Source organism: Pseudarthrobacter sp. 01T43 (assembly GCF_056398665.1).
On record NZ_JBFTPV010000004.1, the window covers coordinates 1 to 24743 of the forward strand.

At 61.1% G+C, this 24743-nt stretch carries 27 protein-coding genes and 1 pseudogene; 8 read left to right on the forward strand and 20 right to left on the reverse strand.

Going from position 1 to position 24743, the window contains the following annotated elements; genetic code table 11:
• The 3 genes from AC1DIM_RS05750 to AC1DIM_RS05760 form a co-directional block, all read left to right on the forward strand.
• Nucleotides 1-342, forward strand: a 342-nt coding sequence (locus AC1DIM_RS05750) for a DNA-directed RNA polymerase subunit alpha C-terminal domain-containing protein (RefSeq protein WP_477709544.1), incomplete at its 5' end; no start/stop codon positions are given.
• 66 nt (nt 343-408) lie between these two features.
• Nucleotides 409-1002 carry a 50S ribosomal protein L17 gene (gene rplQ, locus AC1DIM_RS05755; RefSeq protein WP_477709545.1) on the forward strand — a complete coding sequence of 198 codons (594 nt, stop codon included), beginning with the start codon at nt 409-411 and terminating at the stop codon, nt 1000-1002.
• Between the two features lie 32 nt (nt 1003-1034).
• Nucleotides 1035-1928, forward strand: coding sequence for a tRNA pseudouridine synthase A (locus AC1DIM_RS05760; protein WP_477709546.1), 894 nt, complete (start codon nt 1035-1037; stop codon nt 1926-1928).
• A gap of 72 nt (nt 1929-2000) precedes the next feature.
• Here the strand turns inward: AC1DIM_RS05760 and AC1DIM_RS05765 are convergent, their stop codons facing one another.
• Nucleotides 2001-3668, reverse strand: a complete 1668-nt coding sequence (locus AC1DIM_RS05765; RefSeq protein WP_477709547.1) for a sensor histidine kinase — start codon at nt 3666-3668, stop codon at nt 2001-2003.
• Nucleotides 3669-3918: 250 nt separating this feature from the next.
• Here AC1DIM_RS05765 and AC1DIM_RS05770 point away from each other — a divergent pair, with 250 nt between their 5' ends.
• Nucleotides 3919-4764 (forward strand): response regulator transcription factor, encoded by an 846-nt coding sequence (locus AC1DIM_RS05770; protein ID WP_477709548.1) that lies wholly within the window; start codon nt 3919-3921, stop codon nt 4762-4764.
• A gap of 6 nt (nt 4765-4770) precedes the next feature.
• Here AC1DIM_RS05770 and AC1DIM_RS05775 read toward each other — a convergent pair whose 3' ends face one another.
• From AC1DIM_RS05775 to AC1DIM_RS05845, 15 genes are all read right to left on the reverse strand, one after another.
• Nucleotides 4771-5244: an Hpt domain-containing protein gene (locus tag AC1DIM_RS05775; RefSeq protein WP_477709549.1), complete on the reverse strand. Its 474-nt coding sequence runs from the start codon at nt 5242-5244 to the stop codon at nt 4771-4773.
• Between the two features lie 92 nt (nt 5245-5336).
• Nucleotides 5337-6221, reverse strand: a complete 885-nt coding sequence (locus AC1DIM_RS05780) for a type II secretion system F family protein (RefSeq protein ID WP_477709550.1) — start codon at nt 6219-6221, stop codon at nt 5337-5339.
• Between the two features lie 7 nt (nt 6222-6228).
• Entirely contained in the window at nt 6229-7161 is a 933-nt protein-coding gene (locus tag AC1DIM_RS05785) for a type II secretion system F family protein (protein ID WP_477709551.1), read from the reverse strand.
• On the reverse strand, nt 7158-8426 hold the full coding sequence (locus AC1DIM_RS05790; RefSeq protein ID WP_477709782.1) for a CpaF family protein: 1269 nt from the start codon (nt 8424-8426) through the stop codon (nt 7158-7160). The genes AC1DIM_RS05785 and AC1DIM_RS05790 overlap by 4 nt, the downstream gene beginning before the upstream one ends.
• Before the next feature lie 245 nt (nt 8427-8671).
• Nucleotides 8672-9871 carry a CpaE/TadZ family protein gene (locus tag AC1DIM_RS05795; RefSeq protein ID WP_477709552.1) on the reverse strand — a complete coding sequence of 400 codons (1200 nt, stop codon included), beginning with the start codon at nt 9869-9871 and terminating at the stop codon, nt 8672-8674.
• Nucleotides 9868-10620, reverse strand: coding sequence for a Flp pilus assembly protein CpaB (cpaB, locus tag AC1DIM_RS05800; RefSeq protein ID WP_477709553.1), 753 nt, complete (start codon nt 10618-10620; stop codon nt 9868-9870). The genes AC1DIM_RS05795 and cpaB (AC1DIM_RS05800) overlap by 4 nt, the downstream gene beginning before the upstream one ends.
• Nucleotides 10621-10645: 25 nt before the next feature.
• Entirely contained in the window at nt 10646-11566 is a 921-nt protein-coding gene (locus tag AC1DIM_RS05805; protein ID WP_477709554.1) for a pilus assembly protein TadG-related protein, read from the reverse strand.
• A 38-nt stretch (nt 11567-11604) separates the two neighbouring features.
• Nucleotides 11605-11994 carry a TadE/TadG family type IV pilus assembly protein gene (locus AC1DIM_RS05810; protein WP_477709555.1) on the reverse strand — a complete coding sequence of 130 codons (390 nt, stop codon included), beginning with the start codon at nt 11992-11994 and terminating at the stop codon, nt 11605-11607.
• A gap of 108 nt (nt 11995-12102) precedes the next feature.
• Nucleotides 12103-12312 carry a Flp family type IVb pilin gene (locus AC1DIM_RS05815; RefSeq protein WP_477709556.1) on the reverse strand — a complete coding sequence of 70 codons (210 nt, stop codon included), beginning with the start codon at nt 12310-12312 and terminating at the stop codon, nt 12103-12105.
• 282 nt (nt 12313-12594) lie between these two features.
• A complete protein-coding gene (locus tag AC1DIM_RS05820; RefSeq protein ID WP_477709557.1) occupies nt 12595-13473 on the reverse strand; it encodes a type II secretion system F family protein in 879 nt (292 codons plus the stop codon).
• Between the two features lie 9 nt (nt 13474-13482).
• Complete coding sequence (locus AC1DIM_RS05825) at nt 13483-14400, reverse strand: type II secretion system F family protein (RefSeq protein ID WP_477709558.1); 918 nt, start codon at nt 14398-14400, stop codon at nt 13483-13485.
• A gap of 26 nt (nt 14401-14426) precedes the next feature.
• Entirely contained in the window at nt 14427-15908 is a 1482-nt protein-coding gene (locus AC1DIM_RS05830) for a CpaF family protein (RefSeq protein WP_477709559.1), read from the reverse strand.
• A complete protein-coding gene (locus AC1DIM_RS05835; RefSeq protein WP_477709560.1) occupies nt 15905-17104 on the reverse strand; it encodes a CpaE/TadZ family protein in 1200 nt (399 codons plus the stop codon). Before AC1DIM_RS05835 ends, AC1DIM_RS05830 begins: the two co-directional genes overlap by 4 nt.
• On the reverse strand, nt 17104-17853 hold the full coding sequence (gene cpaB / locus AC1DIM_RS05840) for a Flp pilus assembly protein CpaB (protein ID WP_477709561.1): 750 nt from the start codon (nt 17851-17853) through the stop codon (nt 17104-17106). Before cpaB (AC1DIM_RS05840) ends, AC1DIM_RS05835 begins: the two co-directional genes overlap by 1 nt.
• Before the next feature lie 54 nt (nt 17854-17907).
• On the reverse strand, nt 17908-18924 hold the full coding sequence (locus tag AC1DIM_RS05845) for a pilus assembly protein TadG-related protein (protein ID WP_477709562.1): 1017 nt from the start codon (nt 18922-18924) through the stop codon (nt 17908-17910).
• A 57-nt stretch (nt 18925-18981) separates the two neighbouring features.
• On the opposite strand from AC1DIM_RS05845, the gene AC1DIM_RS05850 reads away from it, so the two are divergent.
• Entirely contained in the window at nt 18982-19173 is a 192-nt protein-coding gene (locus AC1DIM_RS05850) for a hypothetical protein (RefSeq protein WP_477709799.1), read from the forward strand.
• Between the two features lie 26 nt (nt 19174-19199).
• On the opposite strand, the pseudogene AC1DIM_RS05855 reads toward AC1DIM_RS05850, so the two are convergent.
• The 3 genes and pseudogenes from AC1DIM_RS05855 to AC1DIM_RS05865 all read right to left on the reverse strand — a co-directional run.
• Nucleotides 19200-19304 (reverse strand): annotated as a pseudogene (locus tag AC1DIM_RS05855) (TadE/TadG family type IV pilus assembly protein); the annotation flags it as partial.
• Nucleotides 19305-19456: 152 nt separating this feature from the next.
• The gene (locus AC1DIM_RS05860; protein ID WP_477709563.1) at nt 19457-19648 is read right to left on the reverse strand and encodes a Flp family type IVb pilin; all 192 of its coding nucleotides are present in this window, start codon (nt 19646-19648) and stop codon (nt 19457-19459) included.
• Nucleotides 19649-19926: 278 nt separating this feature from the next.
• Nucleotides 19927-20592 carry a prepilin peptidase gene (locus AC1DIM_RS05865; protein ID WP_477709564.1) on the reverse strand — a complete coding sequence of 222 codons (666 nt, stop codon included), beginning with the start codon at nt 20590-20592 and terminating at the stop codon, nt 19927-19929.
• A gap of 296 nt (nt 20593-20888) precedes the next feature.
• Here AC1DIM_RS05865 and rplM point away from each other — a divergent pair, with 296 nt between their 5' ends.
• From rplM to glmM, 3 genes are all read left to right on the forward strand, one after another.
• The gene (rplM, locus tag AC1DIM_RS05870; RefSeq protein ID WP_015937805.1) at nt 20889-21332 is read left to right on the forward strand and encodes a 50S ribosomal protein L13; all 444 of its coding nucleotides are present in this window, start codon (nt 20889-20891) and stop codon (nt 21330-21332) included.
• Nucleotides 21333-21370: 38 nt separating this feature from the next.
• On the forward strand, nt 21371-21877 hold the full coding sequence (gene rpsI, locus AC1DIM_RS05875; protein ID WP_164205955.1) for a 30S ribosomal protein S9: 507 nt from the start codon (nt 21371-21373) through the stop codon (nt 21875-21877).
• A gap of 477 nt (nt 21878-22354) precedes the next feature.
• Nucleotides 22355-23716 carry a phosphoglucosamine mutase gene (gene glmM / locus AC1DIM_RS05880; RefSeq protein WP_477709565.1) on the forward strand — a complete coding sequence of 454 codons (1362 nt, stop codon included), beginning with the start codon at nt 22355-22357 and terminating at the stop codon, nt 23714-23716.
• A gap of 119 nt (nt 23717-23835) precedes the next feature.
• On the opposite strand, the gene AC1DIM_RS05885 is transcribed toward glmM, so the two are convergent.
• Nucleotides 23836-24534: a methyltransferase family protein gene (locus AC1DIM_RS05885; RefSeq protein WP_477709566.1), complete on the reverse strand. Its 699-nt coding sequence runs from the start codon at nt 24532-24534 to the stop codon at nt 23836-23838.
• Nucleotides 24535-24743: the final 209 nt, after the last annotated feature.

Here is a 24743-nt window from a genome sequence, read left to right on the forward strand (position 1 = left end):
GAGCTGAACACCGCAGCTGAAGGTATCGAGATTGGCCCGTCGCCGACGGACGCTGCCCTGGCAGCAGACATGGCACTGCCGATCGAGGATCTGGACCTCACCGTCCGTTCCTACAACTGCCTCAAGCGTGAGGGCATCCACACCGTGGGTGAACTCGTTGCACGCTCCGAGGCTGACCTCATGGACATCCGTAACTTCGGTGCGAAGTCCATTGACGAGGTCAAGGCAAAGCTGGTTGAACTGGGCCTGTCCCTCAAGGACTCGCCTCCCGGTTTTGACCTCGCAGCACGCGCCGCAGCAATTGAAGAGGACGACGCCGCTTTCGGCGACGACGAACTCTAAAACAGATCTTGGCCGGCGGGCACCATGGTGTGCCCACCGCCGGCTTCCATATGAGGAGAAACTATAATGCCTACCCCCGCTAAGGGTCCGCGCCTCGGAGGCGGAGCGGCTCACGAGCGTCTTATGCTCGCGAACCTGTCCGCAGCACTGTTCGAGCACAAGCGGATCACCACCACGGTGACCAAAGCCAAGCGACTGAAGCCGTACGCCGAGCGTCTGGTGACTTTCGCCAAGCGCGGCGACCTGGCTTCCCGCCGCCGTGTACTCGGCCTGATCAGCAACAAGGGCATCGTCCACGAGCTGTTCACCGACATTGCACAGGCAGTGGAGAACCGCGAAGGCGGCTACACCCGCATCACCAAGATCGGCAACCGCAAGGGCGACAACGCTCCCATGGCTGTCATCGAACTGGTTCTCGAGCCGGTTTCCGCTAAGCAGGCCGTTGTAGCCGAGGCTACCTCCGCCGCCAAGCGCGATGCAGACAAGAAGGAAGCTGCTGCTGCCGCTCCGGCCGCTGAAGAAGCTCCCGAGGCTGAGGTTGTTGAGACCGAAGCTGTAGAGGCTGAAGCTGCCGAGGCTCCGGCCGAGGACGCTGCAACCGAAGAGGCTCCGGCCGCTGAGGAAGCTGCTCCCGCCGCCGAGGAAAAGGACGCGAAGTAATTCGCTGATTTTCTTCGCATAGACTTAGTTCTATGAACAACCAAAAACCCGCGGCCCCCGTTTTGGGGGGCGGCGGGTTTTTGCGTGTCCGGCTTGATTTATCGTACGACGGCGGTCCTTTCAGCGGGTGGGCACTGCAGCCTGGCCTGCGCACCATCCAGGGAATTCTGGAGGAGGCGCTGGCTCTGCTGGTCCGGCGTCCCATCCGGGTCACCGTGGCAGGCCGCACCGATGCGGGCGTGCACGCCCGGGGCCAGGTGGTCCACCTTGACCTGACCGAAGCTGAGTGGCTGCGGCTGCCGCGGGGGCACGAACTGGATCCCGCCGTCGCGCTTTTGCGTCGGATCCGGGGGGCGCTGAGCCGTGGCCTGGGCGACCTGTCCGGGGCTATCGAGGTCCATCAGGTGTCCTTGGCGCCGGTCGGCTTCGACGCCCGGTTCTCAGCCCTGTGGCGCCGCTACAGCTACCGGATCGCCGACGGCCCTGCCCTGTGGGACCCGCTGGAACGCTACTTCACGCTGTGGCACAAGAACCCGCTGGACGTTGACCTGCTGAACGAGGGGGCATCCCAGCTGCTCGGGCTGCAGAACTTCCTCTCCTACTGCAAGCCGCGGGAAGGCGCCACCACCATCCGTGAGCTGCAGCGTTTCGAGTTTCACCGCAGCGAAGACGGGGTTATTGTGGCCACCGTCCAGGCCGACGCGTTCTGCCACAACATGGTCCGTTCCCTGGTGGGCTCGGCCCTGTTCGTGGGTGAGGGCGTGGAGGAACCGGGCTGGCTGCATGACCGGCTCGTGGCCAGGAAGCGGGACGCCAAGTCGGTCCTCGCCGCGCCGCACCCCCTCGTCCTGGAGGAAGTGGCCTACCCGTCCGACGACGAGATGCTGGCGCGCGCCGAGCTGACGCGCGCCGTGCGGAAGCACTAACGTTCGCGCCCATCCATTGCTCCGTAACGGCCCTTTTGGGGCTTCAAAAGGGCCGTTACGGAGCAACCGACGCTAGAACGACGGCGGCGGCCCGTCCGCCGGCAGCGTCACCGTGAAGGTGCTGCCCTTACCCCGATCGCTGGTGCACGCCACCTTGCCTCCGTGGCGTTCCACGATCATCTTGGTGATGGACAGGCCCAGTCCCGCTCCCGGGATGGCTGCCTCCCGGGCGGAGTCGGTGCGGTAGTAGCGGCGGAAAACCCTGGCGGCGTCGTCCGTGCTCATTCCCATTCCGGTATCGCGGACGCTAAGTTCCACCCAGTCCCCGCCGGCGCCCGCGCTGATGTCCACCACGCCGCCGTCGGGGGAGTACTTGATGGCGTTGGACACCAGGTTGTCCAGTGCCTGCCCGATCCGCAGCGGATCCGCGTACGCCCAGAGAGGTGACGGGATGTGCGCCGCGAGCCGGACCCCGGATCGGTCTGCCTCGGCCCGGGCGGAGCTGAGGCTGCTTTCCACGAGGCTGGCAAGGTCGGTGCGTTTGGGGTGGACTTTCAGGGCTGCCGAGGCGGTGGCCGACAGGTCGGCCAGCAGGGCCAGCAGCCGTTCGGAATTCCGTTGCACCACGGTGAGCCGCTGGGCCGTGATCGAGGACAGTTCGGCGGCATCCTCGAGGACGAGGTCCACATTGCCTAGGATGGAGTTCAACGGCGTCCTGAACTCGTGGGAGACGTTGGATATCAGCTCCTCGTGGGCGGCCAGCGCCTCCACCCAGCCGGTCACGTCGCTGTACACCACTACCGCACCGTTCAGGTGCCCGTTCTCGCTCGTCAACGGCCGTGCGGCAGTGGAGTAGGCACGCTGGACCGGATCCTCCCCGGCCCAGACCAGGTAGTCGGCAAAGGATTCTCCGGCGATGGCCCTGTTAATGGGCCGTTTGCCGGGCGGCAGCAGGGTCTGCCTGTCCTGCCCGAAGATGAGCTGGTGCCCCTGGCCCGGCATCTCATCGGCAACGCCAGTGGCCTGCCGGAAGATGCGCTGACGGTTATTCGTAACCAGGTAACGGCCTGAGCTGTCGACGGCGGCAACGGCGACGTCGGTCGCGTCCAGGATGGTGGTGAGGAGTTTCTCGCGTTCCCGGCTTACCGATAGCAGCTCCCGCAATTCGTCACCCATAGCAAGCAACTCGCGGTGCTGCACCCGCATATTGACGCTGGCGAAGCGGATGGCCAGCGCAACGGCCAGCATCATCAGCGGGAAAAGAACCAGAGCCGTGATGTCTGACGCTGTGAGGTGGGGGAGACTGCCCGCGGCTGAGGGGAGCATGATCAGGAACGGCCCGACGGCGCTGAGCGCGAGGGTGGTGCGGACCAGCATGCCCGAGGCAGCCAGCCAGATGATTGGAAAGACCACCAGGATGGCCAGCCCCGGCAGATGGGGTGCGGCGCCGTTTCGCAGTAGCCCAATTGCCAACAGGTCAAGCACCGGGATGCTCAGGTAGGTACTGGCAGGAAGCCTTTCCCAGGGAGTCATAAAGCAGGCCGCGAACAGGACGAGATGAAGGCCAAGTCCGGCCACGTAGGCGGGACTGCTGAGGAGGGACGGCCAGGTGAACGGTGTGGCCAAGCCGAGGAAGCTGACAAGCAGGGACAGCGGAAGCTGGCACAGTGCTACCTGGGTGCGGCGGCCGAGCTTCCTGAAGAACAGGGCAACTCCTCGCGGCGAGGGGCGAACAGCCATGGGGATCTCCGTTTTTCCGACGGTCCCCATCCGTCACCAATGAAATCGACAGCCGCTCTTCTGAAGACGGCCTCAACCAATCTTATGAATCCTAATATGCCTGTGATGTCATAATAATTGACTTTTCAAAAGTAAACACGGACGGGCGTGTCATCTGCTGTTCATGCTTGTACGGTATAGAGAGTTGGAGTGGATAAGGGATTGGCGCTGGGCTGATGGGGGCCTTTTCCACCTGGCATCAGGGATAGCAATGGAAGATCTTGGGGTAGCAGTAGTAATCGAAGACGATGCGGACATACGCAATCTCCTGGAGGGAGTGCTGCGCCAGGCGGGATTTGAGGTCCATACCGCCGTCGACGGACGGGACGGCGTGGAGGCGGTCCGGAACAACATGGCCCACGTGGTCACGCTGGACATCGGCTTACCGGACATTGACGGCTTCGAGGTCCTCCGGCGGATCAGGAATTTCAGTGACGCCTACGTGGTGATGCTGACCGGCAGGACGGAGGAGCCGGACCTGCTTTCGGCCCTGAATGCCGGCGCGGACGACTACATTGCGAAGCCTTTCCGGCCGCGCGAGCTCAGGGCGAGGGTGGCAGCTATGATGCGCCGGCCCCGCCAGGAGATCCACCGGCCGCAGCAAACTCCGCGATCCTGGGCTGCGGCTCCGGCGGCACCGGCACCGTTCGGCACGTCCTTGGTCCATGCCCCTTCCGGGGAGTCATCGTCGGTCCCGGCGGGAGTCCTGCGGCACAACGGACTGGTTCTGAACTACCGGACGCGCACCGTGATGGTTGGCGAGGCGCCCCTTGGACTTACCCGCAGCGAGTTCGACCTGCTGAATACCCTGCTTCGGGGCGAGGGGGCCGTGTGTACACGATCAGAACTGGTCCGTGCGGTCCGCGGGGATCTCTACGAGCCCGACGCGTATATCAGCGAGGCTGATGAGCGGGCCGTGGAAGTGCACATCGGGAATCTTCGGCGCAAGCTCAGGGAAGATCCCCATTCACCGCGTTGGCTGCAGACCGTGCGGGGAGTCGGCTACCGGCTGGCCCCGGAGCGGACGGACGTCCCGGCCTGGCCGGGCCAAGGCTGATCGCTGCTAGTTTTTCGGGATGTAGTTGGCTTGGAGCTCTGAGACGGTACTGACCCCGTGCTCGGCCACACCTGCCAGAAGGTCCTGCCCCTGGACGAAGTCGTCCCTGCGGATAGTGTCCTCCAGTGATTGAGCCAGCGAGGCGAGCCGGATTCCCCCCACCATTGCGGAGGCGATCCGCAGGCTGATGACGGCGTCCAGGGCGGCCTTGCGGTCGTGGGCCTGGACGGCTGCGGCCAGGCGTCTGAAGCGCTGGTCCCACATGGCGGCATAGTCGCGGGCGAATCCACGGGCAAGTTCGGGGGCGTCCAGTTCGGCCTCCAGCTCGGTGAGGACTTCGAGTTCAACCCACTGGTTGAGTTCCCCGGCCGACGTCGGCACGGCTGGATGCGCGCCACCATTCACGTCCGCAGCGGATCCCTGAGCCGCAGGGCTGACGGGAACACCCCCGCTGCTGGAGGTGAATGGGGGGCTGTCCATGCTCCAAGGCTACTTCCTGTAAATGGATGAGGATCCATCTTCAATGGATCCTGTGGAAACCTTGAGTCATCCTTGCCCTACTTGATCCGCAGTCACTGGCCGCTGAACGTGACAATCGTGTTGATAACCGCGGGACCAAGAATTGCAATGAAAAGCACGGGAAAGATGAAGAACAAGAGGGGGAAAAGAATCATCACGGGCAGTTTCATGGCCTTTTCCTCAGCCCGCTGGCGGCGTTTGACCCGCATGACCTTGGCCTGGATCCGCAAAACCCGGCTGATGGCGATGCCATAGGTGTCGGCTTGGACCACTGCCTGGACGAAGCTCCGCAGCTCAGGAATGTTGGTCCGCTCGGCAAGCGCCTGGTAAGACTCGCGGCGGCTCCGGCCGACCTGCATGTCCTGCAGGGTGCGGACCAGTTCCTCCGCCAGCGGGCCCTTGCCGTTTTCGCCGGCGCGTGCCATGGCGCCTTCGAAGCCGAGGCCGGCCTCCACCGAAATCAGCATCTGGTCCAGGGTGTTGGCCAGTTCCAGCTGCATGGCCTTCTGCCGCTCCATGCCCTTGCTGTACAGGAGCAGGTCCGGGATGAAGTAGCCGAGGAAGAGAAGGAACAGGCCGGCAAGTTTCATGATGGGCGTGGAGCCGACGGCGGCCAGATAGAGGCCGAGGCCGGCGCCGGCCACGCCAAGGGCGAGCTTGGAACCCAGGACTTTTCCGAGGGGCATGGATACTGGCCGGCCCGCCAAGGAGAGCAGCCGGTCCAGGAACGCGACATACGAAGGCGGGGTCAGTCGCCGTCCGATGGACTCAAACAGGCTCGTTTTGGGCGGGGCCACCTCGCCGTTGAGTGCGGCCCCGCGGCTGAGGAGTTCTGCCGTTGCCACACGGCCCTTCTGGTCGGCGGTCAGCAGCGACCAGGTAATGGCGCCCACAGGAACGCAGACCAGCACCGTTGCGAGGAGGATCACGGGGTTCACTAAATCCTCAGAACTTCAGGTCGATGATCTTGCGCATCCACAGCGCGCCGATGGTCATCATGACAAACGACGCGCCGATCATGACCCAGCCCAGGGGATGGCTGAACATAGGGTTCATGTAGTTCGGGCTGATCGCAAGCAGCATACCCACGATGCCGAATGGCATGGCAATGAGGATGTAAGCGGAGAATTTGCCTTCGGCGGCAAGGGCTTTAATGTGTCCTTTGATCTCACCGCGCTCGCGGATCGTTTCGTTGACTTGGTCGAGGACCTCGGCGAGGTTACCGCCCACTTCGCGGTTGATCTGGATGGCCTGCGCAACCCAGACAAAGTCCTCGTTCTCCATCCGGAGGGCTGTGTCGTTGAGGGCTGCCAGAAGGTCGCGGCCCAGGCTGGTCTCGGTGATCACACGCCGCATCTCCTCGGACGTTGGCTTCTGCGACTCAGCCGCGGCGGCGTCAATCGCACGAAGAATACTGTGGCCGGCACGCAGGCCCCCGGAGAGAAGCTGCAGGGTGTCGCCGAGCTGGGTGTCAAACCTCGCCCGGCGCTTCCCGGCGAGATACCCGAGGACCAGGTGCCCCACGAACGGAGAGAGCAGCGCCAGAAGCAGCCCGATCAGCGGCCCCACGGCCACGAGACCGACGAGGATTCCCACACAGGCGCCCACGGCGACAAGGATGAAAAACTCTGCCTGGCTCAGCCGGAGGCCTGCGTTCTCAAGCTGCACGCGGGAGAAGAGCTGGACATTGCGTCCGGCCAGCATCCGCTCGAAGGACACCACGGCGGACGCTGCGAGGCGCGTCAGCGTGGTGGGCGGGTTCGCTTCGAACGGACGACGGCGGTCCATCGGCACCTCAGGAGTGCCCGGGGCAAGGACTGCGATGCCGAGGAGTCCGATGGCAGCGAGTAGGACGACGATCCCGACGTAAAGAATCATTTCGTGACCGGGGAGAGGGAACCGGCGAACACGGCCGGTGAGACGTGGATGCCCAGGTCCTCGAACCGGTCGATGAAGCGTGGCCGGATGCCGGTAGCCACGGGCTTGCCAAGGAAACGGCCCTGGGCATCAACACCGGCCGAGTAATCGAAAACAAACGCGTCCTGGAGGGTGACGATGTCCCCTTCCATGCCTTGGACCTCGGTGACGTGGGTGATCCGGCGGGACCCGTCGCGGAGTCGGGAGATCTGGACAATAAGGTTCACGGCCGAGGCAATCTGTTCGCGGATGGCCCGCAGGGGCAGGTCCATGCCGGCCATCAGCACCAGGGTCTCCAAACGGGCAACGGCGTCGCGCGGGGAGTTGGAGTGCACCGTGGAAAGGGACCCGTCGTGGCCGGTGTTCATGGCCTGGAGCATGTCCAGGGATTCCCCGCCGCGGACCTCGCCCACCACAATGCGGTCCGGTCGCATACGCAGGGAGTTGCGGAGCAGTTCGCGGATGGTCACCGCGCCCTTCCCTTCCGTGTTCGGGGGACGGCTTTCGAGCCGGACCACGTGCTGCTGCTGGATCTGCAACTCCACCGCATCCTCGATGGTCACGATCCGCTCGTCAGCGGGAAGGAAGGAGGACAGGACATTGAGCAGCGTGGTCTTGCCTGTGCCGGTACCGCCGGAGACGATGATGTTCAGTTTGGCCTTCACACAGGCGTCCAGGAGCTCAGCCATCTCCGGGGTGAGGGTGCCGAAATCGATCAGGTTTCGGACCGTCAAAGGTACTTTGCTGAACTTTCGGATGGTCAGTGACGATCCGCCCACGGCCAGGGGCGGGATGACCGCGTTGACACGTGAGCCGTCCTCGAGGCGCGCGTCCACCAGCGGCGAGGACTCATCGATCCGGCGTCCCACCTTGGACACGATCCGCTCGATTACTTTCCGCAGGTGCTCTTCCGAGCTGAACCGGGATTCCGTGAGGGTGAGCTTGCCCTTGCGTTCCACATAGATCTGGTCCATCCGATTGACCATGATTTCCGTGACGGCGGGATCGTCCAGCAACCGCTGCAGCGGCCCGTAGCCCAGCACGTCGTCGGCGACGTCGCGGACCAGCCGGGTGCGCTCGTCCGCGGAAAGCGGTACCTGTTCGGCGTCGATGATTTTGGTGAGCTCTTCCTTCGCGGTGCTCCGCAGCTCCTCTTCAGTAACTGATGCGTCGTTGAACCGTGCGCCCATTCGTTCAAAAAGGGCGCTCGCGGCCCGGAGCTTCATCGCCGCAAAGACGTCCACCGGTTGGGCAATGGGCGCCTGCGCCGGCGGTTCCGGCAGAGTGGCTGGTGAAAGTACGACGGCGGCAGGCTGGGTTCCAGCGGAATGCTCCACCCTAGCGGTGCCCGCCGCATGCTGCGGCACCGAGGTGCGTACCGGCGTCGTACCTTTGACGGCAGGGTTTAAGGCAACCGCCGGGTGGACGCCCTGGTTCCTGTCTTGGACGGATTGGATCCGTTCGGAGAGTTTCACGAAATGACCACCCTTCGGTGAAGCTTGCGTTGGACCTGCGCCCGCCAGACAGGGTTGAAACGTTCAACCAGCTGTTTGAGGCTCTTGACGGCGGGATCCTTTTTGGATTCCTGGAGGACGGGAATGCCCCGGTTGGTGGACAGGGCCACGGCGCGGGACCGGGGAATGCTGACGTCCACGGGCGCGCCGATGGTGGACTCGACGTCCTGGACGGTCAGGCCGGCCTTGGAATCGGCCATGTTCAGGACCACGTGCCGGGACTCGGGCGTGATCTCGAGTTGTCTGAGGACCTCCAGGCCGGACCGCAGGCCGCGGAGGCTGGGGATATCCATCGCGCTGACCCACACCACATCGGTGCACTGTTCCAGGGCTGCAATCCCGATCTCGGGAAGACCGGGTGCGGTGTCCAGCACCACATATTGGAATTCCCGGGCCAGCTGCTCCAGCAGGTGGGTGATCTGCTCGGCTGTGATGTGGTCCGCGTCCACCGGCGAGGGCGGCGCACACAGGGCATAGATCCCGGCCGGGTGGACCGTGAGAAAGGCCTTGAGGACCAGTGAATCCTGGGCCGCGGCAGGTGACACGGCGTCGGTGACCGTGTGCTCTGGGTGGAGATAAAGGCCGGAGGCGACGTCGCCGAACTGCAGGTCAAGGTCCACGATGACCACGCTCATGGGCGCAATCTGGCCGAGACCGATGGCGATGTTCGTGGCGAGCGTGGTCTTGCCGACGCCGCCCTTGGGGGAGAACACGCCGACCACGAGTCCGGTGCCGCCGTTTTCGGGCGGGGGCGCGTCAAAGGTGCGGTTGCGGGTGGCGAAGGTCTGGCATGCACGTTCCAGGAGGACACGGATTTCCGCGGCGTCGGCGTGGGGGCTCAGCATGTCCCGGATCCCGGCCCGCATGGCGTGCAGGAGGAAGATGGGATCGGCGTCGCTGACCAGCACAACGCTGAGGCCGGGGACCTGGACGTCGAAGACTTTGGCAAACCGCAGTGCATCGTCCGGCGGCACGTCCGGGCCGATGATGAGGACTTCGGGCTGCTCGTGGTTGAGGAGGGCGAACAGTTCCTGCGGGCCGGCGGGGAGGATGTCCGAGACGATGGTCTCCACCGAACCGCGAAGTCCCTGCGCAACGGCCTGGCGGAGCCTTACATCAAAGTCGGAGTTGGGGGAGAGGAGGACGAACCGGCTCACTTGTAGACCACATCCTTGCGCTCGACTCGGGGTCCGTTGTCCTGTGCGTCGAGGGGTTCCTTGGTGAGCCACAGGGTGCCGAATTCGGACGCGAATATGATCTTGCCGGCGTCGATGTCGTTGACGGCGACGGTGAGCATCAGCGATCCCTCCGGCAGTGAAGTGTTCTTCGGATCCGTGCCGTCTGCCGACTTGGTGGCCGTTGCCTGGGGCGCGCGCTGCACTGCAGTGATCAGGACCTTGCGGAGACTGATTTGGGTCGTTTCGGCTGCAGGATTGGGCTTGTAGGCGCCTTCCTTAAAGCTCATCGCGATGCCCACATGGTCGCCGACCTCGAGGCGTCCTCCGGCCATCCGCTGCGGCTCCAGCTGGAAGGACACTTCCTGGAAGCCTGCCGGCAGTTTGACGGTACCTTCGGCTTGGACGTCTTTCGGAGCGACGAGGCGTTCTGCGAGGAGCTGTTCGCCGGGGATGAGGTCTACCGCGCTGACGGTGCCTGCCTTGTTGTCCAAGCTGCCGAGTGCCGTTTTGGAGACTCCGGCGGCGGGGATTCTTTCGACCACCAAGGAAGCTGCCATGGCGTCGACTGGTGTGCCGGCCGGGATGGCGGTCTTCACCACCAGGACGTCCACGGGTTGCGTCGTTGCAATTGCCCGCTGGTCCGCGCCTTGGGCATAGAAGACGATGAGGAGTGCTCCCACAAGCGCCAGGGCAACTGCGGCCGTTCCGGCGAGCATCCGAGACTTCACTTTTTACTCCTGGTGTGGGGTGGCGCTAGAGGGTGAGCCGGACTATTGAGGTCCCGTAATCAGGGGTTTGGCCGAGTTCGAAAGCCTGGGCCAGGGAGACAAACTTTACGAAATAGCCCCTGATGGTCTTGTTGTCGACCTTTGGCCCTGCTGTCCAGCTGATATTGGCAAAGTGGTAACCGGTGACGTGAAAGGCGGCGAAGCCCTTGATGAAGTACTTGCCGTTGGAGCCAGTTCCCGTGGCAATGTCATAGAGGGGCAACAGCACTGTCTGGTTGTTCATCTGGCTGAAGTCTGCGGCGGTGCACCCCGACGGCGGACTGGCGCCAGTGTCGCTGGTGAACCACACCCCCGAGTCGCTGGATGCACCTGCGGTAAGTGTCACGCTGCACTTTGTACCGGTCCCCTGAATCCAGCCGAATCCACCGGGGATGCCGGCACATCCATTGAACGACTGGTCCAGTACCTGTTCAGCGCCGGCAATTCCCCCAGTGGGGATGTTCAGCTTGCAGTAGGCAATCGCCAATGGGAGGATAACCGGTCCCTTCTTGGGCGTGCCCCATTGCGCCGTGGAGCTGGCCGACACTTCTGCGGTGTTGAATCCGAGGACCCGCGCGAAGAAGAGCGAGACCTGGTTGGGCGCATGGCCAGCTTCCTGGGCCCCCGCGGTGACGGTCACTGAGCCCTGGGCCTTGTCCAGCACGGTGGACTTTATGTTGCTGAGGCCGTCAAGGGCATTGCCGTTGTTGAGGCCTGCTGCCAGAGGAGAAGTGTTCGAGCAGTCAAGGTTGTTGATGTTCTGACTGCACTTTTGTGCGATGGCCAGGGCCGCCGCGTCGGCTCCATTTCGGAGCTGGGCCCGTTCTGAATACATCATTCCCACGTCCACTGCTATGGCTCCGAACCCAAGCAACGTGACAAGCAGTAGTGCGACGATTAGGCTCACAGCTCCGCGCTCGCCGTCGTTTCCTGGCGGGCGACGGGTCAGCCGCCGCATAGCATTGCTCCCTTTCCGGCCATCGAGAACGGACCGGCAATTCCAGTCAAGGTGGACAGGTTGTAGGTGATGGTGATGGATATGCGGTTGCCCGGCGCGCAGCTGGTTGTGCCGGTGTCGAGATTCTTGAAGGTGATGTTGGTGTCCACCAGCCCGGGTTGCAGCGACGCGGCCGTGTTCCTGGCAGCGGTTCGAGCGTCTGCCGGGAGGTTGGAGATTGCCATGACGCGGACCCCTTCGCGTGCGGCGGCTGAGAGCGAAGCCTGGGCATTGTATGCGCGGCCGAATTCCATAATGCCCAAGAGCAGCATGACCAGGAGGGGCAGCAGGATCGCGAACTCGACAGCGGCTGCGCCGCGTTCCGAATCTTGCGTCACCTGCTCTGCTTCCTCGTGAATTGATAAGGCTTTGAACGCGTGCCTATTACACGCCGCCAGAGCACGGGAAGCGGTTCAGGCGTCTGCCTGAACCGCTTCCGAGCTGTATCAGGCCGGAACTTTGGGTGCGAGCTGAGTGTTGATCGACTTGAAGAAATCGTTGAGGGTGCCGCCCAGAGTGCTAACGGCGATAATGATGACGACGGCGATGAGGCCCACCATGATGCCGTATTCAACGGCAGTGGCGCCTTTTTCGTTGCTGAGGCGGTCCTTGAGGCTGAAACCGAGGGTCTGAAGGGTGGCGATGAGAGAAAGCATTTCGTACTCCTGAGCGAGTTTGGGTGGCTGGCCCTGCACCAGCACTGAGACGAAGCTAGCAACCCTTGATTCGACGTTGATCGGACCTTGCAATATCCTGCGCGAAGTCTTCCTGAATGCGGCGTACCCTGCGGATCTGCTTGGAGAAAGCTGCAGTGATCCTTGGAAGTCGTTGTCGTCGGGCACACAAGCGGACCCCCTCGGTTCTGGGTGCCGAGGGGGTCCGGATTTGGGGCGCTGGTAGCGCGTTTCTATCGACGCCGGATCACCGGCAGGGAATGCTCAGCTCAGTGCCTCCATGATATTGATAGCAGCGGGTCCAAGCAGAACGATGAAGAGCACTGGGAAGATGAAAAAGATCAATGGGAACAGAACCTTCACGGGCAGCTTCATTGCTTTTTCCTCGGCGCGCTGGCGACGCTTCACGCGGGCATCCTTGGCTTGGGCTCGAAGGACCTTCGCGATGCCGATTCCATACTTGTCTGCCTGCACCACTGCCCTCACAAAGCCACGCAAGTCCGCAACTGAAGACCGAGCTGCCATAGCCTCGTAGGCTTCCTGCCTCGGACGGCCCACTTGGATGTCCTGGAGGGTGCGCACTAGCTCCTGTGCAAGTGGACCTTCGCCGTTGGAGCCGGCCCGGGCCATGGCAGATTCAAAACCCAAGCCTGCCTCTACGGAAATCAGCATTTGATCAAGAGTGTTGGGCAACTCGAGTTCGATGGCTTCTTGGCGCTTTATACCTTTGTTGTATATGAGCAGGTCGGGCACAAAATAGGAGAATACTATAAGAAAGATTGTGAGCGCGAAATTGGTGGGTGTTGGTGAGTCGCTGAGAAGGAGAATTCCGGCCACCCCACCGGCCAGTGCTAACAGTGGCTTGGCAACGATCAATTTCGAAAGCGGCATTGAGGCAGGGCGTCCTGCCAATGATAGCCAACGGTCTAGTCTTGCCTCGTAGCTGGAAGGCGTGAGTCTTCTGGAGATGCCCAAGAGGGCAGGCGCACCTTGGGGTGATTTTGTTCCAGCCAGGTTAAACCCGCGGGCAAGGTTACTCTGAACGGCCAGCACACCTTTTCTGTCCAGTGTCAACAGGGACCACGCGAAGTAAGCGAGGGGCAGAATTATCGTCGCGATGATTATCCAAGCGAATCCGGTCATGGCAGGTCCTCAAAACTTGATCTTGATGATGCGGCTCATCCAAAAGCCACCTATTGCGAACATGAAGACGCTAAGACCCATCATGAAGTAACCGATGGGTTTAGTTACGAATACGTCCAGATATCCGGGGTTTATCATTCCGACGAAGAATGCCACACCTACGGGCAATGCCATCAGAATGTAGGCGGACATCTTGCCTTCCGCGCTAAGCGATTTAACGTGACCTTTGATTTCGCTGCGTTCCCGGATGGTGCCTGCAACTTGTTCCAAGACTTCCGCCAGGTCACCTCCCACTTCGCGGTTAATCTGAATGGCTTGACCGATCCATCGAAAGTCCTCGCTGTCCATTCGATCGGCGACATCCTCAATTGCTTCACGGGCATCCTTGCCGATGCGTGTCTCGTTTACGATCCTGCTGAGTTCCTCCGACGCTGGGGCGTCCGATTCGGCAGCCGCCGCCTCAATAGTGCGCATCACACTATGGCCAACGCGCAGACCGCCAATAAGCATTTGAATTGTGCCAGCCAACTGGGCATCAAATTGGCTGCGTCTTTTGTCCCGAAGAGCAGTCAGAACGAACTTCGCACCGAGCGGTGTCGCTACCGCCGCAAGTAGGCCAATTAGCGGACTGCTGAGGAGGACCACAAAGAGCCCGACCACGAAGGCGACGACGGCGACGAGGACCGAAAATTCGCCCGGCGATTGTTTGACACCGGCGTTGTACAGGAGATCCCGGTTGAATGGGCCGCCCGACTTGCCTAAGTACCCACCCATCAATCTTGCGGCGGCTTCAGCGGCCCGGCCTAGCGGAGAGGGATCGACTTGTCCTGCGGGGCGGCGCCGTTCGACCGGAATGGCTGCGAAACGCGGACGGAGCACGACAAGAATGAGGAGGAGAAGGGCGCAGAGGCAGAGTGCAATGGCCACAGCGAAAACCATCGGGGACTCCATTGCTATCTCCTCCCGGCTGTGGGCGTAGCGGCAAACACCGCTGGGGAAACTGAGATTCCAAGTTCCGCAAATCGGTCCAGAAAGCGCGGACGTATCCCGGTCGCAATAGGCTTTCCGAGGAATCTGCCGTGGGAGTCTACGCCGGCCGAGTAGTCGAAAAGGAACGCATCTTGCAATGTCACGATGTCGCCCTCCATGCCTTGTACTTCGGTGACATGTGTAACCCGGCGGCTTCCGTCCCGTAGCCTGGTGACCTGGATTATCAAGTCAACGGCTGAGGCGACCTGTTCTCGGATGGCGCGCAAGGGAAGATCCATACCGGCCATAAGTACAAGAGTTTCGAGGCGGGCTATTGCATCGCGGGGCGAGTTGGCATGAACAGTTGAAAGTGATCCGTCATGGCCAGTGTTCATAGCCTGCAACATATCCAAGGACTCACCGCCGCGGACCTCGCCAACGATGATGCGGTCTGGGCGCATTCGTAGGGAGTTGCGAACCAGTTCACGAATTCCTACCGCACCCTTGCCCTCGATGTTGGGGGGCCGGCTCTCCAACCTAACAACATGCTCTTGCTGAAGCTGAAGCTCCACCGCGTCTTCAATGGTGACGATTCGATCGTCCTCGGGGATGAAAGAGGAGAGCACGTTTAGGAGGGTAGTCTTTCCGGTACCGGTCCCACCGGAGACTATGATGTTGAGCCTGGCGCGAACACAGGCGCTGAGCAGCTCGGCCATTTCGGGCGTGAGCGATCCCCAGTCGATGAGGTTCCGTACAGTTAGTGGAACATGGCTGAACTTCCTGATCGTCAGCGAGGGCCCATTCACAGCCAACGGCGGAATGATTGCGTTAACGCGAGAGCCGTCTTCGAGGCGGGCATCGACCAACGGCGAGGATTCATCGATGCGGCGCCCCACTCTGGAAACGATTCGTTCGATCACCTTTCGCAGGTGGTCATCGGAGCTGAACTGGGATCCAGTGAGCGTGAGATGTCCATTGCGCTCAATGTAGATTTGATCGAACTTGTTGACCATAATCTCCGTAACTGAGGGGTCTTCCAGGAGCCGTTGGAGTGGCCCGTACCCCATAACTTCATCGGCGATTTCTCTGATGAGCCTGCGGCGTTCCTCAGGGGAAAGCGGTACCTGCTCTTCGTCGATAACTGCAGAAAGTTCCTCAACGGCTGTGGTGCGGAGTTCCTCCTCGGACGACGACGTGTCCCCAAATCGAGTTCCCAGTCTTTGGAACAGGGCCAGGGCAGCTCTTTGTTTTAGTCCTGCCAGAGCATCTGGCGCGGCAGTGAGGGGTATGCCGCCCAAGGGAAGGGGCGCCGATGAAGGCTCGGAATTGTTGAGTGCAGCGAACGGCGAGGTTTCGGGTGGAGTAATTGGGAAGTTAGCGTCAGAATAGGCCTGAAGGCTTGATGTATGTTCGCCACCAGACAGGGACACGTTCTGCGACTTGGCGAGCCGATCTGAAAGTTTCATGACACTACCACCCTTCGATGCAATTTAGTGTGTGCGGTGGCGACCCACGCTGGATCAAAGCGGTCGACAAGCTTTTTCAACCCCTTCGACGCTGAGTCCCTCGTGGAAGCCTGAAGCACGGGTATGCCGCGGTTTGTTGAGAAGGGAAGCGTCCGGGAGCGTGGAATGACGGCGTCGACAGGGACTCCAATGGTGGCCTCCACGTCCTGAACTGAAAGTCCGCTCTTGCGATCTGCAAAATTGAGAACAGTATGCCTTCCCTGTGGGAGGAGCTGTAGTTCCTTCAGCACCCCGAAACACTTGCGCAATCCGCGTACGCTGGGAACATCCATCCCACAGACCCACACGCCGTCGGTTGCTTGCTCAAGAGTTGCCAAGACGTGCTCACCCAGACCAGGTGCGGTGTCAACCACAACATATTTGAATTCGCTGGCCAGCTGACTGAGGAGCCGGCTAACGTGCTCTCCAGTGATGTAGTCAGATTCCGCAGGCGTCCGCGGCGCACAGAGTGCGTAGATTCCTGCAGGGTGCACAGTCAGGAACGCTTTGAGAACCATGGAGTCCTGGGAGGCTGTTCCATGGACCGCGTCCGTAATGGAATGTTCAGGCTCAAGCAGCAGCCCTGATGCGACGTCACCAAACTGCAGGTCAAGGTCAACGATCACCACGCTCATCGGCGCAACTTTGGCCAAGCCAATAGCCAAATTGGTTGCCACTGTCGTCTTGCCCACACCGCCTTTAGGCGACATGACGGCGATCACGCGTCCTTGCTCTTGGCCCGGGTCGGTAGGCAATGCCATGCCTCGGCGTCTGCTGGCGGAGGCCAAGCATGCACGTTCCAAGAGGACCCGCAGGTCGTTGGCCCGAATATCAGGAGTGAGGACGTCGCGGATACCGGAATGCATAGCCCGTAAGACAAGGTCCGGAGTGGGGTCTGCTACCAGAAGTAGGCTGATCTCGGGAAATTGAAGGTCAAAAACTGTCGCCAGTTTAAGTGCGTCTTCAGCATCAACCCCTGGTCCGAGGAGCAGCACTTCTGGTGGGGCACCGGTGAGCTGCTTGAAAACGTCATCAGGACCGCCTGCCAGAACCTCTGGGGACAAGGTCTGCAATTCGCCGTGAAGGGAGCTTGATACCGCTTCGCGTACCCGCGATTCGAAGTCGCGCACCCCCGTGACGGCTACGAAACGACTCATCAGTACAGCCCTCCCAAGGTTGTGACAGGTGGCTGTGACTTGGCTGTCGTGTCAGTTTGTTTGGACAGCCAGAGGGTTCCGAACTCTGCTCCGAACACTATTTTTGCGGCGTCGGCGTCGCTCCGGGCCACCGTCACGAAGGCGGAACCGTTTGGCATCGCCACTGCGGGGTCTGAAGATGAAGTCGATGTTCCGGCCTTTTGAGTCTCGGGTGCTGCCTTTTGGACGGCGGTCACCAGGACATCGTGAAAGAGGAGGCCGGTAGACTCCTTCGCACCGGTCTGACTGCCATCTTCTGATTTGAACGAACTATAGACGGTGACTTTGTCGCCGGCCTCAAGCCTGCCACCGAGGATGCGTTCCGGAGCAAGAAGGATGGTAACTTCACCAAGGCCCTCAGGAACGGGAACTGTTCCAGGCACAAGTTCCTTTGGATCCACGAGCTTTGCCGCAAGCAGCTGTTCTTCAGGCTCCAGAACGGCAGAAGTCACCCTACCTGACTGATCGCTAAGGGTTTCAAGTGCGGCGGCCGGAACAGCTGCTTGTGGGAGCGATTCCAGCTTTACCTTGCCGTTCAAGTCCTCTACTTTGGTGCCGGCAGGAATACGCTCTTTAGCGACTAATACTTTAACGGGATTCAGCCCTTGGGCCGCTCTGCTATCGGCTGCTTGGACATAGATGGCCAGTAGGACTGCTCCAGTGATTGCCAGCAGCAGTGCGGCGATGCCTCCCAGTAGGCGAGATTTCACTTTGATTGCTCCTTCGAGAGTTGGTGACGTCGAGTTGACGGGTAAGGMTCCTGGCTACTGTGTGAGGTATACAACTGAGCCTCCATAATTTGGGGTTCCGCTCGTCGTAGCCAGCCCTTCCTCGAGGGACACAAAGCGGGTGAAGTAGCCCTGGATTCCACGACAGTTGTTGGTGCAAGCCGGGGCGAGAGGATCCATGCTTGCAACCGAGCCGCTGAACTTGTAGCCGGTGACTTGAAATGCAAGGAAGCCACTGAGGGTGTACTTCGTCTTCGCTCCGTTCTTGACGGCCGAAGTGAAAACCGGAATCAGGACGGGTGTGTTCTTGATGGTCGCAGGCATGTCTCTGCACACGTTCGGCAGGCTATTTCCTGGATTGCTGCCTACTTCGGCCGTTGCAATGTTTATGTTGGCCGAACACCCTGAGTCCGTGTCGAGCCAGCCAAAGCCTCCGGGCTGGTAACCGTTTTGCGCGGCGCACCCCGGGTAGGTAGGCGTATTCGTGTCATAACGGAACAAGATATGGGTGGGGGTGGGGTTCCCCGTGAAGTTTCCAGTCGAGTTGAACTCAGTAAGCTGGGCGGTGCTGAGGAACTTCTTGAAGACACATTCGCTGATTGTCCAGGGAAGGGTGGTGGCTTCGGATGGAGACCCCCACTTCGCCTGCGCCACAGCACTGATTTGGGTGGAGTTAAGACCCATAACTCGGGCGAAGAAAAGGGAGAAACCGTTAGCGGTCGCCCCAGCTGCCTTGGCATTGGTTACAACTCGAACTGTGGTCGCGCCGGGAAAAGTTACTGTCGCTCCGCTCGCCCCATCGTTTGCATTGCTGTTGGCGAAGAGATTTCCCGTGGCCGTGGTGTCGCCGCAGGTGCCTTTTGCACACTGGTTTGCCACTGCGAGGGCCGCGGAATCGGCGCCGTTCTGCAATTGGGCTTTCTCTGCATACATGGCTCCGACATCAACGGCCAGGGCTGCGAATCCCAGGAGAACAACTAGGAGAATGGCGACGACGACCGTCACGGCACCCCGTTCCGGGCTCTCGGACTTGGCAGAAAGCCTATCTTTCACAGAATTCCTCAGCCGCCGCATCGCATTACTCCTACTCCTCGGAGGTTCATCGGAAAGATGCCGGGTGACCCAAAGAAGCCTGCGTCCAAGAAGCCGGAGAGCGAGGTGAGCCTGACGGTGGTTGTGACCGTCACGTTCGCCCCGGAAGTGCAGGAACTTTCATTGCTGGAGACGCCAACAGGAAGTGTTGAGAGCGACGGCGCTGCCGCCAGGGTAGCCCCCGACACGTTCCGGCTTGCCTCCTTATAGTGGATGGCTGCGTATCGCGCGCCTTCCCTGGCTGCCTGAGTGAGGGACACCTGGACATTGAGGACACGACCAAACTCGATTGTTCCCATTAGTATTAGGAGCAGTAGCGGCAGGATTATTGCCATCTCCACGGCTACAGCACCGCGTTCTTTTTGTTTCCTTTTCAAGACCGTCTCCCCAGGCCTGATACCGCAAAATTGGGTTTGGGCTCCTTTTGCCTTCAAAGGAGCTGGCCGGCTCCAGGGGCTACTAGCGCTCCCAGAGCCGGCCAACGAGGCTCTGGCTAAAGTCCAGCGGTGACGCCGTTGAACATGCCCTGGATGGCCAAACCGAGCGGTCCTACGGCAAGGATTACGACGACGGCGATCAGTGCGACCATAATGCCGTATTCCACCATCGTGGCGCCTTTTTCGGAAGCGAGGCGATCCTTGATGCCGGCGATGAATGCAGTCATTGAGACCATGAGAGAAGTCATTGTATTTTCCTTAATTCGGTGAAATGGATTTGAATAAATTCCAACGAATTTCCAGCTCCCCCCATATTTCCTAGCGGTGGCTGGACTTCGCTAAGAAGAGATTGTCATTCCAATGTTTCGGCAACAATGCGTAGAGGTACTCGACTTTTTTCAGTTCATTTCAATGACGTACTCGAAAGATAATCTTGAGTACTCGCATGCGGAATGTATGTACGCAGGTCACTACTTGGATGCGGCGGGGTGCCCCACCGCTAGCACTGTGAAAGGAGCGACGTGGCCTAGGCCAAAAGAAGCGCAACGCCGGCTGCCGCAAAAAGCATCGACGGCCCGTGGGGCACCTCAGAGGCACGTTCTGAGCGGTTTCTGCGTAGGACGAGCAGCGTGACGATCCCGTTCAGGATGAATCCCAGGAGGCCGCCATACAGAAGCTGAGTCCAACCTAGGTACCCCAAGTAGAGGCCGATCGGTGCCGCGAACTTGACGTCGCCCATCCCCATGCCTGCAGGGGAAATTAGCGCCAGAATCAGGTAGATGGCGAAGAGAATCGCCGCCCCGGCCACTGCCCGAAGCACGTCTGGCCACTGCGATCCACCCAAAATCGCCGCCAGAAGGCAAAAGAGTCCGCCCAATAATAGGGACAAAACCAGGGGGTTCGGTAGCAAATGCAGTGATATGTCGATTCTGGCCAGCTGCAGGCCAAGAACGGCAAGCAATACGAAGGCCGGCAGTCCGGCGCCAGCTCCGAAGCGCAAAGCGAAAGCTGCGCAGAGAACCCCGGTGACCACGGCCGTCGTCATCCTTATACGCACGGACGGCAGTCCGCCGATGCGGGGGAGGAGCTTGGCGATGAGCAACTCGGCGGCAGGTGAAAGAATGAGTCCCAGGAGTCCGAGGCCGGCCACGAACAGCGGCGCCGTTGAACCGGCGTTACCTAAAGAAGTCATCGAGTCCCCCTGCATGTGTCAGGCCGGCGGGCAGCGAATAGCGTCCGGCTCACCCATTTTGACCCTGAGGCCGGGTTCAAGCTAACATTGGTAGTCGTTGTGCGTGTCCTTTCTCGATGATGCGTGCCCGCTTGAGAATCCGGTTGCAGGATAACTACTCAACGAGCACATTCGAGACCTCTGGATGACTGGTTACATAGAGCCCTCACCTCTGTTCCGGTAGCGCATAGATAGTAGGTGCACACGTTTGAGTGACACCTAAACAAGAACGCCAGAACAAGAACGAGGCAAAAACCGTGCGTACGTACACCCCGAAGCCCGGCGATATCAACCGCCAGTGGCACGTCATTGACGCCACAGACGTTGTCCTTGGTCGTCTCGCGAGCCAGACCGCAATCCTGCTGCGCGGCAAGCATAAGGCCACCTTTGCGTCCCACATGGACATGGGCGACTTCGTCATCATCATCAACGCTGAAAAGGTAGCCCTGACCGGCGCCAAGCTGGAGCAGAAGCGCGCATACCGCCACTCCGGTTACCCGGGCGGCCTGACCTCCGTCAACTACGCGGAACTSCTGGAATCCAACCCGGTCCGCGCCGTKGAGAAGGCCATCAAGGGCATGCTYCCSAAGAACTCCCTCGCTGCRCAGCAGCTGGGCAAGCTGAAGGTRTACCGCGGTGCAGAGCACCCCCACGCCGCCCAGCAGCCCAAGACTTTCGAAATTACCCAGGTCGCCCAGTAGTCCTGGCCACCAAACAACTTATCTATACAAGGAGAATCGTGGCTCAGAACGAAGAGACCACCGAAGCCGTTGAGGCTGAGGAAACCCTGACCAGCTACACCTCTGAAAGCGGAGCTGCTGAAGCTGCTGCGCCGAAGAAGGAGCGCCCGGCCCTGACGGTTGCTGGCGCAGCCGTTGGCCGCCGCAAGGAAGCTGTTGCCCGCGTCCGCGTTGTACCGGGTTCCGGCAAGTGGACCATCAACGGCCGCGCGCTGGACAACTACTTCCCGAACAAGCTGCACCAGCAGGACGTCAACGAGCCCTTCAAGATCCTTGATCTCGAAGGCGCCTACGACGTTATCGCCCGCATCCACGGTGGTGGCATCTCCGGCCAGGCCGGTGCCCTGCGCCTCGGAATCGCTCGTTCACTGAACGAGATCGATGTCGACAACAACCGCGCCACCCTGAAGAAGGCGGGTTACCTGCGCCGCGACGCACGCATCATCGAGCGTAAGAAGGCCGGTCTCAAGAAAGCCCGTAAGGCTCAGCAGTACTCCAAGCGCTAAATCCGCTTGCACAGAAGCCCGTCCCGCCATTGGCGGGGCGGGCTTTTTGTCGTCTGGCAGTTTGGGTCATTGACGCCGATGTTGAAGCACGCTAACTTCGTACTTGATCAGCCACTTCGAGTGGATTCGGGTCGGTCTGTACTAGACAGCCGATCAAGTGTGGACATAGGTCTCGCGCGCATCCTTAAAGGGATTTCGCCCGATGGCCAACTGCACCAAGATCACTTATCAAACCCGGAATGATGCCGCTCACGCGCTCCGAGCCATCCGTCACTCGGGAGGCAGTCGCAGGCGGGAAGCCGGTGTATATCCCTGCGCTGATTGCATGGGATGGCATCTAACTTCGAAGGAAGTCACCGGAGCGTGGAAGAGATTCCAAAGACCGCTATTCGTATCCAAACGCCGGGCTAGGGAAAAGAATGCCGTTTCACCAGTCATTTCAAACCCTGAAGCCCACATCCCCTAGACTTGACCCCGATGTCTAGATTATTTGGAACAGATGGAGTCCGGGGCCTGGCTAACGGCCTGTTGACGGCGGAGCTCGCCATGCAGCTCGCCCAGGCAGCCGCCGTGGTGCTCGGGCACGACCGCAACACCAACGGCACGCGGCCCCGCGCCGTGGTGGCGCGCGACCCGCGCGCGAGCGGTGAGTTCATTGCCGCGGCCGTTGAGGCCGGGCTGTCCAGCTCCGGCATTGACGTCTACGACGCCGGAGTACTGCCGACGCCGGCCGCTGCTTACTTGGTGGCGGATCTCGACGCCGACTTCGGCGTGATGATCTCCGCGTCGCACAACCCGGCGCCGGACAATGGCATCAAGTTCTTTGCCCGCGGCGGCCAGAAGCTCCCGGACGAGGTTGAAGACGCCATCGAGCAGCAGATGAGCAAGGAGCCCACCCGTCCCGTAGGCGCCGACGTCGGACGTATCCAGCGCTTCTCAGACGCCGAAGACCGCTACGTGGTCCATCTCCTGGGCACCCTGCCGCACCGCCTGGACGGCCTCAAGGTGGTACTGGACTGCGCCCACGGCGCCGCCAGCGGCTGCTCACCCCAGGTCTTCAAGGACGCAGGCGCCGACGTCATCGTCATTGGCGCGGATCCCGACGGCCACAACATCAACGACGGCGTGGGCTCCACCCACCTGGGCCAGCTCAAGGCCGCCGTCGTCGAGCACGGCGCCAACCTTGGCATCGCCCACGACGGCGACGCCGACCGCTGCCTGGCCGTGGACCACGAAGGCAACGAAGTGGACGGCGACCAGATCATGGCCATCCTGGCCGTTGCCCTCAAGGCCTCGGGCAAGCTCATCGACGACGTCCTCGTCGCCACCGTGATGAGCAACCTGGGCCTGAAGATCGCGCTCCGCGAAGCCGGCATCAGCATCCGCCAAACAGCAGTAGGGGACCGCTACGTCCTGGAGAGCATGCGCGACGGCGGCTACAACCTCGGCGGCGAACAGTCCGGGCACGTCATCTTCTCCGACTACGCCACCACCGGCGACGGCGTCCTCACCGGCCTGCAGCTGGCGGCCCAGATCGCGCTGACGGGCAAAACCCTCAAGGAACTGGCTGCCGTGATGACCAAGCTCCCTCAGGTCCTCATCAACGTCAAGGGTGTTGACCGCAGCCGCGTAGGCAGCTCGGACGTCCTGCAGCAGGCTGTAGCAGTGGCTGAAGCCGGGCTGGGGGAAACCGGACGCGTCCTGCTCCGCCCGTCAGGCACAGAGCCGGTGGTCCGCGTTATGGTCGAGGCAGGCGACGAAGCCACTGCCCAGTCCATCGCCGAGCGGCTAGCCCAGGTGGTGCGCACCGAGCTCGCGCTGGAGCTAGTCGCCGACTGACAGGGTGAACATGAGACGCGGGTTGCGGATTGTGGGGTCCTACGGGACGCAGGCCGCGGGGTCAGCTGACCGTAAGGGAGCGCGCCGAGAGGCGATGCTTGCAGCCGCTAGCAGCCCGGTCAGAACAGGCCGGGGACAAATCGCTTAGTTCGCAGCTTGTACGCTGCATATTCGGGTAAGTTCTCCTCCAGAAGCTGCTCTTCCTGGATTGCTCGGTAGGCCTGAATTGCGCCCAGTGCCAAAAGGATTGCCACCTTGAACCACGTGGGACTGAAGAACACTGCGCCGATCAGAGTCACCATCTCTCCGACGTAAAGCGGGTTACGGATTAGGCGATAGGGACCGTGCTGTACGAGCGTCCTCACTTGGGGTTCCACGCCGAAACTCTTACCGAGCGTCATAAGGGAATAGACAGTGAAGGACATTCCCAGAGCCATGAGCCCCACGGCAAACGAAGCTAATCCCTCGGAAACTTCCGAGCCACCAGCAAACGCGAACAAGAATGGCAGGAAGGTCCCCACGTAGGCAGCAGCCGTGGGCGCAATCCGCCCGCTCCGGGCACTTGCAGGGTTCCTTGTGAGAAGGAAGACGATCGAAATGAAATAGAAGACGGTCATCAACACTTGGTATGTCAGGTGCAACGCAGTGACAAGGACGGAATCCGACGCGCGATTCGCACCAGAAAATAGTGCGGATATCGCCGCCAATAACAAGAGTGCGATGACTGGGACTAGAATCACCCGTTCAATGTCAATTGACCTGAACTGCGCGCGAATTTTCATCGAAAAATAGCCTTCCAGAGGGAGTTGCGGACCCATCTAAAAAATCTGCAGTCGCTATTCCGCGGCTGCCCGAGCTGAGGTGGCGGTGCTATGAGCCTAATGGGCCTCCGGGAATTATTAGGGCTGGACGCGCCATCGCCGAGCGGCTCGCTGAGGTGGTCCGGACCGAGCTCGCGCTCGAACTCGTCACCGACGAACCAAGTCTTAAGCAACTGTGGCCCGCCTCCGTCAGGAAGCGGGCCACA

What these genes read in the sequence shown, in the direction of transcription:
- rplQ (WP_477709545.1), top strand. Translation starts at nt 409, where the DNA reads ATGCCTACCCCCGCTAAGGGTCCGCGCCTCGGAGGCGGAGCGGCTCAC.
- AC1DIM_RS05760 (WP_477709546.1), top strand. Translation starts at nt 1,035, where the DNA reads ATGAACAACCAAAAACCCGCGGCCCCCGTTTTGGGGGGCGGCGGGTTT.
- AC1DIM_RS05765 (WP_477709547.1), bottom strand. Translation starts at nt 3,668, where the DNA reads ATGGCTGTTCGCCCCTCGCCGCGAGGAGTTGCCCTGTTCTTCAGGAAG.
- AC1DIM_RS05770 (WP_477709548.1), top strand. Translation starts at nt 3,919, where the DNA reads ATGGAAGATCTTGGGGTAGCAGTAGTAATCGAAGACGATGCGGACATA.
- AC1DIM_RS05775 (WP_477709549.1), bottom strand. Translation starts at nt 5,244, where the DNA reads ATGGACAGCCCCCCATTCACCTCCAGCAGCGGGGGTGTTCCCGTCAGC.
- AC1DIM_RS05785 (WP_477709551.1), bottom strand. Translation starts at nt 7,161, where the DNA reads ATGATTCTTTACGTCGGGATCGTCGTCCTACTCGCTGCCATCGGACTC.
- AC1DIM_RS05790 (WP_477709782.1), bottom strand. Translation starts at nt 8,426, where the DNA reads ATGAAGCTCCGGGCCGCGAGCGCCCTTTTTGAACGAATGGGCGCACGG.
- AC1DIM_RS05815 (WP_477709556.1), bottom strand. Translation starts at nt 12,312, where the DNA reads ATGCTTTCTCTCATCGCCACCCTTCAGACCCTCGGTTTCAGCCTCAAG.
- AC1DIM_RS05820 (WP_477709557.1), bottom strand. Translation starts at nt 13,473, where the DNA reads ATGACCGGATTCGCTTGGATAATCATCGCGACGATAATTCTGCCCCTC.
- AC1DIM_RS05830 (WP_477709559.1), bottom strand. Translation starts at nt 15,908, where the DNA reads ATGAAACTTTCAGATCGGCTCGCCAAGTCGCAGAACGTGTCCCTGTCT.
- AC1DIM_RS05835 (WP_477709560.1), bottom strand. Translation starts at nt 17,104, where the DNA reads ATGAGTCGTTTCGTAGCCGTCACGGGGGTGCGCGACTTCGAATCGCGG.
- AC1DIM_RS05850 (WP_477709799.1), top strand. Translation starts at nt 18,982, where the DNA reads ATGCCGGGTGACCCAAAGAAGCCTGCGTCCAAGAAGCCGGAGAGCGAG.
- AC1DIM_RS05860 (WP_477709563.1), bottom strand. Translation starts at nt 19,648, where the DNA reads ATGACTTCTCTCATGGTCTCAATGACTGCATTCATCGCCGGCATCAAG.
- AC1DIM_RS05865 (WP_477709564.1), bottom strand. Translation starts at nt 20,592, where the DNA reads ATGACTTCTTTAGGTAACGCCGGTTCAACGGCGCCGCTGTTCGTGGCC.
- glmM (WP_477709565.1), top strand. Translation starts at nt 22,355, where the DNA reads ATGTCTAGATTATTTGGAACAGATGGAGTCCGGGGCCTGGCTAACGGC.
- AC1DIM_RS05885 (WP_477709566.1), bottom strand. Translation starts at nt 24,534, where the DNA reads ATGGGTCCGCAACTCCCTCTGGAAGGCTATTTTTCGATGAAAATTCGC.